Source organism: Comamonas sp. CAH-2, from assembly GCF_009668305.1.
Classification (GTDB): domain Bacteria; phylum Pseudomonadota; class Gammaproteobacteria; order Burkholderiales; family Burkholderiaceae_C; genus Comamonas; species Comamonas aquatica.
Genome location: NZ_VSWF01000002.1, coordinates 50,894 through 62,895 on the forward strand (window position 1 = coordinate 50,894; position 12,002 = coordinate 62,895).

Consider the following 12,002-nt stretch of genomic DNA (forward strand, 5'->3'; position numbering starts at 1 on the left):
AGGAACAGACTGAACGATGCCTTCCGCCAAACTCACACTCGCCCGCCTGGAAAGCCTGCTGCTCACGGCTTGCGATGACCTGCGCGGTAACATGGATGCCAGCGAGTACAAGGAATACATCTTCGGCATGCTGTTCCTCAAGCGTGCCAGCGATCTGTTCGATCAGCGCCGGGAGGAGATCAAGAAGGAAGGCAAGGCGGCGGGGCTGTCAGAGGCCGACATCGCCCTCAACCTCGAAGACCCGGATCAGTACTCGGGCAAGTATTTCTACGTGCCGCCACGAGCCCGCTGGAACGATCCGTGGGTAGACGATGCAGGCAACCAGCAACCAGCGCTCAAGCACGTCAAGGAAAACGTCGGCTCCACGCTCAACAAGGCGCTGGAAGCCCTGGAAGAAGAAAACGCCGATGCCCTGCAGGATGTGCTTAAGGGCACCATCAACTTCAACCGCAAGATCGGTCAGAACACGCTGGATGACGATACCCTGGTCGACTTCATCCAGAACTTCGAAAAGATCCCGCTGCGGGATGATGATTTCGAATTCCCCGATCTGCTCGGTGCTGCCTACGAATGGCTGATCAAGCACTTTGCCGATTCGGCTGGCAAGAAGGCGGGCGAGTTCTATACCCCGGCCGAGGTGGTCCGCATCTGCGTCGAAATTTGCGACCCCAAGGAAGGCATGAGTGTGTACGACCCGACCGTTGGCTCGGGCGGCATGTTGATCCAGGCCCGCGACTACCTGCGCGAATGCGGGGCCGATGCGGCCGAGTTGTCGCTCAACGGGCAGGAAAAGATGGGCACGACCTGGTCCATCTGCAAGATGAACATGCTGCTGCATGGCATCTCGCACGCCGACATCCGCAACGCCGACACCCTGGCAGACCCGCAGCACAAAGACGAAAACAACGAGCTGCGCCGCTTTGACCGTGTGCTTGCCAATCCGCCTTTCAGTCAGAACTACGCCAAGACCAAATCCAAGGACGATGGCAGCGGTGCCAAGAAGAAGGAGCCCATCGCTTACCCCGGGCGCTTCCACGTCTGGATGCCGGAAAAAGGCAAAAAAGCTGACCTGATGTTTGTGCAGCACATGCTGGCCGTGCTCAAGAGCAATGGCCGCATGGCCACCGTCATGCCCCACGGCGTGCTGTTCCGTGGCGGTGAAGAGCGCGAAGCGCGCCAGTATTTCATCGACAGGGGTTACCTCGAAGCCGTCATCGGCTTGCCCAGCAATCTGTTCTACGGCACCGGCATCCCTGCGTGCATCCTGGTGCTGAACAAGGATGGCACCCAGCAGCGTGACCACGTGCTGTTCATCAATGCTGACCGCGAATACCGCGAAGGCAAGGCGCAGAACCATCTACGGCCGGAAGACATCGACAAGATCGTGCACGCCTACCGCGATGGCAAGAACATCGACGGTTACGCTAAACGTGTGCCGGTGGCCGACATCAAGACGGAAGACTACAACTGCAACATCCGCCGCTATGTGGACAACGCCCCGCCACCCGAGCCGCACGACGTGCGCGCCCATCTGCACGGCGGCGTGCCGGTCAGTGAAGTCGATGCCCTTGGCCACTTCTGGCAGAACTACGCGGGCCTGCGCGAAAGCATCTTTGTGCCCCGTGCCACGGCAACCCATGGCATCTGGTATGCCGACTTTGCCGCCCCCCTGGCCGACAAGCGCGACATCGCCCCGCACATCAACAGCCACGCCAGCGTCACCCAGCGCCACGCCCAGTTCATGACCGATCTGGCCGACTGGTGGCAACAGCACCTGCCTGTCATCGAGGCTCTGGCGCCGGATGCGGACAACCAGCACGCCACTGGTCGCAACGTCTACGCCGTGCGCGCCACGCTGCTCGACAGTATCGAACGCACGTTCGCAGGCCAACACCTGCTGAACCGCTATCAGGTACGCGGCGCTTTCGCCAACTACTACAAGGGGCTGGTGTCCGATTTCAAATCCATTGCCGCCAGTGGCTGGGGCCCGGAGCTGATTCCGGATGAAGACATCCTGCAAAGCCAGTTCCCCGAGGTATTGGCAGAACTGGAACAACAGCACGCCCGCCTCGCCGAGCTGCAAGCCCTGTTCGCCGCCGCAAGTGAAGAGGACTTTGAAGATACCGACGACAACGGCGTGCTGCCTGCCGATGAGGTGAAAACCCTCAAGGACGAACTCAAGGAAGCCAACGCCGAATGGAAGGCCCAGCTCAAGACGCTCAAGGGCGCTGTGGGTGACTTGTTCTCCGAGATCAAGGTGGCCGGGCTTTTGCCCAAGGGCACGGACAAGGCGCACCACTGCAGCGATGGTTTCACCGCCAAGGAGGCCCAGTTCGCCAACGGCCAGCGCGTCCTCGATCTATCCGCCTCTGTCGGCCACACCTCCACGTTCGCTTCTGTGATCGAAGCCGCCATGGCTGCTGGCCAGCAGGCCAAGGCCACTGCCGAACGCATCGAAGCCAAGCTGACCACGCACAAAGCACTGGAAGACGAAGCCAAGGCCCTGAAAGCCGCCATCAAGTCCACCGAGGCCAAGAAGGACGAGCTGGTGGAACAGGCCCGCCTGAAGATCAGCAAGGACGAGGCACGGCAGGTCATCGTTGAACGTCTGGGCAAGCTGCTGTTCGAGAGCTACCGGCAATACCTGCGGGCGGATCAACGCGCTTGCATTGCATCGGTTGAAAACCTGTGGGGCAAATACGCCGTCACGGCCAAGCAGATTGAGTTCGCGCGGGATGAGGCGGCCAAGGCGCTGCGGGAATTCCTGGTGGAGTTGGGGTATGAATGAGTGGGTTGAATCGCCCCTATATCAACTGGCGACCTTTCAAAAAGGTCGGAAGGTTGACACATCACCGTTCAATGGTGATGGGTACGCTCCTTACCTGGGTGCGTCGGGCCTAGAGGGCGGTGACGATGGCTTTGCCGCTACCCGACTCGCGGTCATCGCAAAAAGCACTGACACCTTGATGCTGTGGGATGGTGAGCGCTCTGGTCTGGTGGGCTATGGTCGCCAAGGGGTGGTGGCTTCGACGGTTTCCAAGCTCTCGCCGAGCGACAAGGTTGAGCCCAAATATCTGTACTACGCACTGTCCGAACGGTTTGATTGGATTCAGCACCGCCGTACAGGCACCGGTGTTCCCCACGTTCCCAAGGATCTGGGGAGACTGCTGAAGCTGCGCTACCCAAAGCAACGGACGATTCAGCAGCGAATCGCCACCATCCTCACCGGCATCGACACCGCCATCGAAAAAACCGAAGCCCTGATCGCCAAATACCAGCAGATCAAGGCCGGCCTGATGTACGACTTGTTCACCCGTGGCGTGCTGCCCAACGGCCAACTTAGACCCATTGAGTCGTCGTCATCTACACAATTTGGAAAGATTCCATTCGGCTGGAAGCTTGGATCGATTCTTGAGCTGACTGATCCGCAGCGACAGCCGATTCTTACTGGTCCGTTTGGGGCTGATTTGGGTAATGCTGACTTCGTCGCAGAAGGAATTCCAGTTTTGAGAATTGGAAACGTGCAGCAAGGCGAATTAGATCTTTCGGATTTGCTTTACGTCACCCCAAGAAAGGCTGCTTTACTCAGTCGCTACCGAATTAAGTCTGGTGATTTGTTATTCGCCCGGCAGGGGGCCACAACTGGCCGTAATGCATTGGCGACCAAGTTGGTTTATGGATTCCTCATCAACTATCACATCATTCGCGTAGCACTTGATCACGAACGCTGTGCACCACTCTTTGTAGAGGCGGCGTTTGCAAATGAAGTAGTAAAAAGGCAAATCGAGCGAGACAAAGGTCGTGGTACGCGAGAAGGAATAAATACTGCTCAAATCACGTCTCTAGCGTTCCCGATTGCACCGCTGAACGAGCAACGTCAGATTGCGCAGATTTTGAAAAAAATCAACCTTCAGATTGAAGCGACTCAAGCCGAACTGAATTCTTACAGAATGCGAAAGTGCGGCCTGATGCACGACCTGCTGACCGGGAAAGTGCCCGTCAAGGTCGAAGAACCCGAGGTGGTCGATGGCTAACCACTATCCCAACCTCAACCCGGAGAAGGCGCTGATCTGGCGCATTGTCCACCGCGACAATCTGCCGTGGATTCTGGACAACGGCCTGCATTGCGGCAACAGTGCGGTGAAGGCACCAGGCTGGGTCAATATCGGCAACCCGGAACTGATCGACAAGCGGGCCAATCACCCCGTGCCGCTGCCACCGGGCGGCTTGCTGAACGACTATGTGCCGTTCTACTTCACGCCGTTTTCGCCCATGCTGCGCAACATCCACACCGGCTGGGGCGGCATTCAGAAGCGGCCGAATGAGGAAATCGTGATTCTGGTGTCCAGCCTGCATCATATTGCCGGGCTGGGTTTGCCGTTTCTGTTCACCGATTGCCATGCTTATTACCAGTGGGCGGATTTTTACGCTGACTTGGCCGATCTCAACAAGATTGATTGGCCCTTGCTGCAGCGGCGGGACTTCAAGCGGGACCCGGAAGACCCGGCAAAATTCGAGCGCTACCAGGCCGAAGCGCTGATTCATCAGCACTTGCCGGTCAGCGGACTTCTCGGCATCGTGTGCTACACGGAAGCATTGAAACAACGGATTGAACAGGAGATTCAGGCCAGCAATCTGAACCTGCCGGTTTATGCCCGAACAGGGTGGTATTTCTGATGATTAAATTCTCTCAAGGCAATTTGCTGGAGGCCCGCGCCGAGGCGCTGGTCAACACGGTTAATACCGTCGGAGTGATGGGCAAAGGCATCGCGCTGATGTTCAAAGAACGCTTCGACGAGAACTTCCGCCGCTACGCCGCTGCCTGCAAGGCCAAAGAAGTGCAGACCGGCAAGATGTTCGTCACGCCGGTGCACGAACTCGACGGCCCGCGCTGGATCGTTAACTTTCCCACCAAGCAGCACTGGCGCGCGCCGTCGCGCATGGAATGGGTGGTCGAGGGCCTGCAGGACCTGCGGCGCTTCCTGATCGAGCAACAGGTCGAGTCCATCGCCATCCCGCCGCTGGGCGCGGGCAATGGGGGGCTGGAATGGGCCGAGGTGCGCGAACAGATTGAACGGGCGCTGGGTGATCTGGACATCGACATCCTGGTGTTCGAGCCCACCAAGCAGTACCAGAACGTGGCCAAGCGCGCTGGTGTTGAGAAGCTGACTCCCGCCCGTGCGCTGATTGCCGAACTGGTGCGCCGCTACTGGGTGCTCGGCATGGAGTGCAGTCTGCTGGAGATCCAGAAGCTGGCGTGGTTTTTGGAGCGGGCCATCGAGCGCTACAACCCTGGTGACAACCCGCTGAATCTACAGTTCGCCCCGCATAAGTACGGCCCCTACGCCAACCGGCTCGATCATCTGCTGAACAATCTGGATGGCAGCTACCTGCACTCCGAAAAGCGCATCAGCGACGCGGACCCACTGGACGTGATCTGGTTTGACGACGAGCGTAAGGCTTTTGTGCAGACCTATCTCAAGAGCGAGGCCAAGGCCTACACGCAAGCACTGGAATCCACCGCCGCGCTCATTGATGGCTTTGAATCACCCTTTGGCATGGAGTTGCTGGCCACCGTGGATTGGCTGTTGGATCGCGAGGGCGTTGCGCCTAATGTGCCCGCCTTGCGTGAGGGGCTGCGCCACTGGCGTGGCGGCCCGGATGCCGCTGCCCGCAAGGATCGCCTCTTCGATGACCGGGCACTGGGCATTGCCCTGGAGCGCCTGACACAGTCAGCCACCGTGCTGGCGTGAGGGGGCGGCGTGAGCGAATACACGGAGGTCGAACGCCCCTTCCTGCAACAACTGGCTGAGCTGGGATGGACGATCATCGACCAGGGCGCTGGTGTACCCCAGGATGCGACCCCCAGCCTGCGCGCCAACTTCCGCCAATGGTTGTTGCCGCAGGTGTTCGACAGCGCAGTGCGCGCCATCAACCGCACCGATGACGGGCGTGAATGGTTGACCGACCGCCAGTTGGAAGATTTGCGCAGCCAATTGCTGCGCCACCCGAACCGCACCTTGCTGGAGGCCAATGAGGCCGTGCAGGCGATGCTGTTCAAGGCGCAGACCGACAGCAACGAGCTGACTGGCGAGGCCGACCCGGTGGTGCGCCTGATCGACTTCCACAACCCGGCGAACAACCAGTTCCACGCCATCAACCAGTTCCGCATTGACACGCCGGGCTGTGTGAAGGCCTTCATCATTCCGGACATCGTGCTGTTCGTGAACGGCATTCCGCTGGTGGTGGTGGAGTGCAAGAAGGGTTCGGAAACCTGCGCCAACCCGATGCAAGAGGCCTTTGTGCAACTACAGCGCTACATGTGCCGCCGCAAGGAAACCGAAGCCTCGGGCTTGAAGGAAGGCGAACCCCGACTGTTCTACAGCAGCCTGATGCTGATTCGCAGCTGTGGCCTGGAAGCCGACTACGGCACCATCACCTCGGGCGAAGAGCATTTCTATGCCTGGAAGACGCTCCACCCCGCTGACGATTCCGCGCTCGAAGGCCTGAATGCCCAGCAGCAGTTGATTGCCGGAATGTTGAACAAGGCCAACCTGCTGCAGATCCTGCGCACCAGCTCCGTGTTCATGGACACCGACGGTGGCCCACGGGTGAAGGTGGTGTGCCGCTATCAGCAATTCCGTGCTGCCAGCAAGATTGTTGAACGCTTGCGTACCGGCGAAACAGCCACCGAGCGCAGCGGCGTGGTGTGGCACACCCAAGGCTCGGGCAAATCATTGACCATGGTGTTTCTGGCGCGAATGCTGCGTGCCAGCCGTGACCTTGCCGATTACAAGATCGTGCTGGTCAATGATCGGCAAGACCTGGAAGAACAACTGGGCGACACCGCCACGCTGATTGGCGGACGGGTGAATGTGATCGAAACCAGGGCGGGTCTGCGCCAGCATCTTTCGACCGACAGTTCGGACATCAGCATGGTGATGATCCATAAGTTCCAGGAGCACAAGCAGACGCTAACCAACACCGTGGCGGAAGCGCTGGGTACTTACCTGGCCATGCCTGCGGGCAAGACTTTCGGCGTGGTCAACACGTCGGACCGCATCATCCTGATGATCGACGAAGCGCACCGCACGCAAAGCTCGGACCTGGGCGACAACCTGTTCGAGGCCTTCCCCAATGCTACGCGCATCGCCTTCACTGGCACGCCGCTGATCACGGAGCGCCACGGCGAGAAGAAGACCCACAAGCGCTTTGGCGAGTACATCGACACCTATCGACTGATGGACGCGGTGAACGACGGTGCCACGCTACAAATCCTCTACGAAGGCAAAACCGCCGACAGCGCGCTGAACGAAAAACACGCTTTCGACGAAGCCTTTGAAGACCTGTTCCGCGATCGCAGCGAAGAAGAACTGCTGGCGATCAAGAAAAAGTACGGCGCGACCGGCGATATTCTGGAAGCCGAAAACCGCATCACCGCGATTGCGCGTGACATGGTGGCGCACTACATCGACAACATCCTGCCCAACGGCTTCAAGGCACAGGTGGTATGCCATTCAAAACTGGCGTGTATCCGTTATCAGAACGGCATCAAGGCAGCATTGGCCGAGCGCTTGGCCCGCGAGGAAGCCAAGGCCTCGCCGGATAGCGATTTGATCCAGCGTCTGAGTTTTCTCAAGACTGCCGTGGTGGTGTCATCGGACGGCACCAATGAGGCGGCATACATCACCCAGGCGCGCAAGGAAGCCCAGCGCATGAACGCGGTGGAGAACTTCTGCCGCAGTTTCGATTTTGAAGATCCGGACAAGGAATACACCGGCATTGCCTTCCTGATCGTGTGCGACATGCTGCTCACGGGCTTTGACGCGCCTATCGAGCAGGTGATGTACATCGACAAAAAGCTGCGCGAACACGCCCTGCTGCAAGCCATCGCTCGCACCAATCGCGTGAAGAAGGGTAAGCAACGCGGTTACATCGTCGACTACATCGGCCTGGCCAACCACCTGACCGATGCCTTGACCCTGTACGCGGCCAGCGACGAGTTGCAGGAACTGCACGATGGGATGAAGAACATCGCGTCGGAGTTGCCAGTGTTGGAAGAGCGCTACCAGCGGCTGCTTCAGCACTTCACGGCGCTCGGCATCAAACAGATCCCAGCCTTCGTCAATGGAGAGTTGCCCGATCTGGATGCCGAGGCTGCCGTGGTGCACGAAGCGGTGAAGGCGCTCAAGGACGACAAGAAGCGCGCTGATTTTGAGGTCTACCTCAAGAAGTTCTTGATGAGCCTGGACATCATCCTGCCCAACGCATCTGCGCAGCCCTACCGCGTGCCCGCGAAGCGCTTCGGCTACATCCTGCAGGTGACCAAAGAGCGCTACAAGGACACCAGCCTGGACCTCGGCAGCGCTGGCGAAAAGGTGAAGGCGCTGATCAACGAGCACCTGATCAGTCTGGGCATCAACCCCAAGGTGCCGCCGGTCGAGTTGCTGGCAGAAGACTTCCTCGACAAACTGGCAGCGCATGCGGGCCAGAACAACGAGGCCAAGGCCAGCGAGATGGAGCACGCCATCCGCAAGCACTGTACGGTTCACCACGATGAAGATCCGGCCTTCTACAAGAGCCTGTCGGAAAAAGTCGATGCGCTGATCGAGAAACACCACGACGAATGGGATCTGCTGGCCGAAAAATTGGCCGAGCTGCGCAAGGAAGCCATTTCGGGCCGTCAGCGGGGTGAGGACGGCATGAGCAAGGAGGCGACGACCTTCTACGAATACATCGTGCAGCTTGGCTTCGCGAGTGGTTCTGTCAATGATGCAGACAAGCCTGCATTCAAGGCATTGATGGAGACCACCGTGGAAATACTGCAAGAAACCATTGCCAGCATCGATTTCTGGCAGAACCCCGATAAACAGAAGCGCGTGCGCGGTTTGATCAAAACCGAAATCGCTAAGACGGGCATCGAGGAACTAAAGCTCAATCGTGAGCGCGTGGCCGTGGAAATCATGAAGCTTGCCAAGAACCGGCACGATGAACTGGTCAACATGGCACGAGCAGGGAGCGTCTAATGCAGCTCCGTCAAGTGCGTGATATCGAATACCAGCTGCTGCCTGGCTCAGACCGCCAGACGACAGATATCGTGATCGAGCGCGACGGGATCATCACCGTTCGCCCGCCTAAGCGGATGACGCCCGAGCAGGTAGATGAAACCGTTTTAGCCAAGCGGATGTGGATCTACCGCAATCTGGCGGAATGGCGTGACCTCAATGCCACTCGCGTCACGCGCGAGTGGGTCAGTGGCGAGACGTTTCTCTACTTGGGCAGCTGCTACCGGCTGCAACTGGTGGCCGAGCAAGACGAACCACTCAAGTTGAAAGACGGTCGGTTCAACCTGCTGCGTGAGGTTGTCGACTGCGGTGGCAAGGACGCCGCCCATCAAGTGTTCGAAGCTTTCTACAAGATCAAAGGCCTGCCCCGGATTCAGACGCGCGCAGCGTATTTCGCGGCCAAGGTTGGTGTGAAGGCAGGCGATGTTCAGATCAAGGATCTGGGCTACCGGTGGGCGTCGTGCACCCCGCGCGGTGATCTGCATTTCCACTGGAAATGCCTGATGGCCCCGTTGACCATCATCGACTACATCATCGTCCACGAGCTCTGCCATATGCACCACCGAGACCATTCGAAGGCGTTCTGGAATGAGGTGGACAAGGTGCTGCCGGATTACCGCGAGCGAAAAGAATGGCTCAGGATTCGTGGCGCGGAGCTGGATCTGTGAAACGTCCTTAGGTTGCCAGAGCGGGTGCCCAGGCCCGCAACGAGATCTTGAGAACCACCCGAAAGCTTGGGCCAGCTATTTGGAAGAAGTGCAGCGGCCACCACCGCCGCAGCCTGGTGGAGACCAAGATGGGGGGGTTCAAGCGACAGGGGGAGCTGGTGATGGCACGCGACTTCGACCGGCAGGTCACGGAGCTGCAGGTGCGAGCCTCCATCCTCAACAGGTTCACCAGCCTGGGCACGCCCCATACGGTGCGCGTGGCATAGCTGCGCCAGGGGTAAGGGGAAGCTCGGCCTCACTCTGGATTATGCAACAGCGCCGTGCGGGAGTGCCAGGCATCCCTTTTGTCAGCCTCACCCTGTATTCCAGGTTGCTGGAAACCAGCAATCTAGTTTGCGGAAACTCGGCAATCCAGTTTGCTGAAATCCAGCAATCCAGTTTGCGGGAATCCAGCAATCCAGTTTGCGGGAATCCAGCAAACTGGAATGGAGGCCAATACCTTAGACCTCATCAATCAGGTGCAGCCAAAAAGCGGTGTGCTTGCGCACGTGCTCCTTCGTATATTTGCTTCGCCATACTCGGTGACACACTGGGATGCAGGCCAGCATTGACTTGCTCAATCGCGGTGTCCAGCTGCGCCAGCATCTCCAGCATCGCGGGCCACAGGCCCTCAACCCGCGTCCACTCTGCCAAAGCCTTCCAGTGCCGACGCTGGATTTTTTGCAGGTGGTAGTGGCGGCTTTGAGTCCCTGGAACAGCCATGGCCATCTTGGCTTTCTGCCAAGCAATCTTTCCGTGCCCATGGCCTATTACCGGCCATGCCGACAACACGTCATACAAAGGCGTTGCGATATATCCCCCGCCAGGTTGCATAAAGATGGAGAAATTTTTGGCGTGTCCATCGATAGCACCCAAAAGCCAAAACGCCAACTGCGCCATGACAAAACGTGCGCAATCTTGCGCAGACGCCTGGCTCTTGCTCAACACTTGCAAACATTGCGCGATCCCAGGGCCACCATCCGCTTCGTACTTCTGAGTGCTGGCGACCCCCAGCGACTGGCATAAATCTTCTTGCGGCAAACGTGCCAACCAGCCATCTGGTGTCCATGCGCGATCGAAGCGCTCGACACACAGCACCGTGTGTGGGCCAAAAGTTTCAATGCTGCAGTTCGCTACCGGCAATCCCAGCGCTTTAAGCAATTGATTGCACAACCACTCGTTTTGTACCGACTGTGTGAAATCCAGCTCTGTCCCCGGCACCAAACCAATGTTGGGCTTGAGTATGTGGGTGGTCGGCGTAGCGCCTTCGGGCACGTACCACTGCGAGTCCACGCGCAGCAGCGCTGTTTTCTCTTGTGCGCCAGCAATGGAAATGCGGAAGTCGACATCCGCATCCAGGCTGCCAAATGAAGCACCCAAAGAGCTCAAGTGTGCGCTGATCGATGATTCATCCAATCGCTGACCACGGACCTGATCAAAGCCATCAGGCTCAACACCTTCGGGCAGTAATTGCACGGCCCCTACACAATCACGGCCAATCGCTTCTAGCAAGGTAAACACGTCCAACTTGCGCAGCCCGTACCGTTGCCGAATGCGCTTGCGGATGTCGGTGTTGTCAGGCAATAGGTTGTCAAAAAAGTTCTCGACCACCTCGCCTGTGACACGCAGGTCCGGCGTAAATGGCAGCGACAGCGACAAAGGGCGCACATGTTTGCTCGCCAGCCAGCCTGGGTCATACACCACACTGTGCGCACCCGTGCGCGAGATCTCCCAGCGACCTACACGCAAACCGTTCATCCAAATACCGAGCGCGCGCATTACCAACGCCCTTGTGGCTTGTGACTCTGCCAGTCATCTGCGAGTACCGTGTGTTTCAGCGGCTGCGCGCTCGGCCTTGGCTCAAGGTGCTGGGCTGGCGCTGCCTGACTGGCTACTACCCTCGCCTGCTTGCTTTTTGACGTGGATTCACCGGCTTGCACTGGGACGGATGCTGCGTCTGAGAGCGCGGTCTCTGGGGGCAGCGTTTGAGCCCGCAGCACCAACTGCGCTCCCAACAATTCCAGGATGGCCATCATCTGCCCCACGCTGACGGCGGAAGGGTCCTTCTCAATCGCAGCGATTCTGGATTGCGTGACTTGGAGCAAGCTCGCCAATCCAGCTTGGCTCATGCCTTTGGCTTTACGCAGCGACTTGAGGTACAAGCCCAGGTGCTGCGGAAAATTCAGTGCGTAGTCCATCTCACCCCCACGGCCAAAATCATTTCAAAGTG

General features: G+C 58.5%; 8 protein-coding genes and 1 pseudogene. 7 read left to right on the forward strand and 2 right to left on the reverse strand.

The window, feature by feature from the left end; genetic code table 11:
* Window positions 1–16: 16 nt before the first annotated feature.
* From FYM52_RS02310 to FYM52_RS02340, 7 genes and pseudogenes are all read left to right on the forward strand, one after another.
* Window positions 17–2,788, forward strand: coding sequence for a class I SAM-dependent DNA methyltransferase (locus FYM52_RS02310; protein ID WP_154162947.1), 2,772 nt, complete (start codon window positions 17–19; stop codon window positions 2,786–2,788).
* Window positions 2,781–4,034, forward strand: a complete 1,254-nt coding sequence (locus FYM52_RS02315) for a restriction endonuclease subunit S (RefSeq protein WP_154162948.1) — start codon at window positions 2,781–2,783, stop codon at window positions 4,032–4,034. Before FYM52_RS02310 ends, FYM52_RS02315 begins: the two co-directional genes overlap by 8 nt.
* The gene (locus FYM52_RS02320; protein WP_154162949.1) at window positions 4,027–4,677 is read left to right on the forward strand and encodes a DUF4433 domain-containing protein; all 651 of its coding nucleotides are present in this window, start codon (window positions 4,027–4,029) and stop codon (window positions 4,675–4,677) included. The genes FYM52_RS02315 and FYM52_RS02320 overlap by 8 nt, the downstream gene beginning before the upstream one ends.
* Window positions 4,677–5,753: a macro domain-containing protein gene (locus tag FYM52_RS02325; RefSeq protein WP_154162950.1), complete on the forward strand. Its 1,077-nt coding sequence runs from the start codon at window positions 4,677–4,679 to the stop codon at window positions 5,751–5,753. Before FYM52_RS02320 ends, FYM52_RS02325 begins: the two co-directional genes overlap by 1 nt.
* 9 nt (window positions 5,754–5,762) lie before the next feature.
* Complete coding sequence (locus FYM52_RS02330) at window positions 5,763–9,026, forward strand: HsdR family type I site-specific deoxyribonuclease (RefSeq protein WP_162524626.1); 3,264 nt, start codon at window positions 5,763–5,765, stop codon at window positions 9,024–9,026.
* Window positions 9,026–9,733 (forward strand): M48 family metallopeptidase, encoded by a 708-nt coding sequence (locus FYM52_RS02335; RefSeq protein ID WP_154162951.1) that lies wholly within the window; start codon window positions 9,026–9,028, stop codon window positions 9,731–9,733. Before FYM52_RS02330 ends, FYM52_RS02335 begins: the two co-directional genes overlap by 1 nt.
* A 20-nt stretch (window positions 9,734–9,753) precedes the next feature.
* Window positions 9,754–9,999 (forward strand): annotated as a pseudogene (locus FYM52_RS02340) (IS5/IS1182 family transposase); the annotation flags it as partial.
* Between the two features lie 244 nt (window positions 10,000–10,243).
* Here FYM52_RS02340 and FYM52_RS02345 read toward each other — a convergent pair.
* On the reverse strand, window positions 10,244–11,551 hold the full coding sequence (locus tag FYM52_RS02345) for a type II toxin-antitoxin system HipA family toxin (protein ID WP_154162952.1): 1,308 nt from the start codon (window positions 11,549–11,551) through the stop codon (window positions 10,244–10,246).
* On the reverse strand, window positions 11,551–11,970 hold the full coding sequence (locus FYM52_RS02350; RefSeq protein WP_154162953.1) for a helix-turn-helix domain-containing protein: 420 nt from the start codon (window positions 11,968–11,970) through the stop codon (window positions 11,551–11,553). Before FYM52_RS02350 ends, FYM52_RS02345 begins: the two co-directional genes overlap by 1 nt.
* Window positions 11,971–12,002: the final 32 nt, after the last annotated feature.

Coding starts and splice junctions, on each gene's coding strand:
- FYM52_RS02350 (WP_154162953.1), bottom strand. CDS start 11,970: ATGGACTACGCACTGAATTTTCCGCAGCACCTGGGCTTGTACCTCAAG.
- FYM52_RS02325 (WP_154162950.1), top strand. CDS start 4,677: ATGATTAAATTCTCTCAAGGCAATTTGCTGGAGGCCCGCGCCGAGGCG.
- FYM52_RS02345 (WP_154162952.1), bottom strand. CDS start 11,551: ATGCGCGCGCTCGGTATTTGGATGAACGGTTTGCGTGTAGGTCGCTGG.
- FYM52_RS02315 (WP_154162948.1), top strand. CDS start 2,781: ATGAATGAGTGGGTTGAATCGCCCCTATATCAACTGGCGACCTTTCAA.
- FYM52_RS02335 (WP_154162951.1), top strand. CDS start 9,026: ATGCAGCTCCGTCAAGTGCGTGATATCGAATACCAGCTGCTGCCTGGC.
- FYM52_RS02310 (WP_154162947.1), top strand. CDS start 17: ATGCCTTCCGCCAAACTCACACTCGCCCGCCTGGAAAGCCTGCTGCTC.
- FYM52_RS02320 (WP_154162949.1), top strand. CDS start 4,027: ATGGCTAACCACTATCCCAACCTCAACCCGGAGAAGGCGCTGATCTGG.